Origin of the sequence: Paraburkholderia sp. BR10923, from assembly GCF_040948765.1 — a bacterium.
GTDB lineage: Bacteria > Pseudomonadota > Gammaproteobacteria > Burkholderiales > Burkholderiaceae > Paraburkholderia > Paraburkholderia youngii.
Map to the genome: position 1 here is coordinate 1 of NZ_JBFPKO010000230.1, position 255 is coordinate 255.

At 66.3% G+C, this 255-nt stretch carries 1 pseudogene; it reads left to right on the forward strand.

The window, feature by feature from the left end:
* Positions 1-11: 11 nt before the first annotated feature.
* Positions 12-255, forward strand: a pseudogene (locus AB3X94_RS42245) (tyrosine protein kinase); the annotation flags it as partial.

Consider the following 255-nt stretch of genomic DNA (forward strand, 5'->3'; position numbering starts at 1 on the left):
GCTCCGAGCGGATGCTGACGGCCAGCACGCTTGCCGAAATCGGCAATGCGTATGTCGACCAGAATCTGAAGCGCAAGGCGGCGGAAGCCGAGAGGTCGCTCGAGTTCCTGAGCGCACAGCTGCCGCAGCTCAAGAGCGACCTGGAGCGCGCCGGGGGGCGCTATAACGACCTGCGCAACCGCAAGGGCGTGTTCAACCTCAGTGAGCAGGGCAAGGCCGATCTGGCTCCGAGCGTGGCCTCGCAGCGCTGCCTGC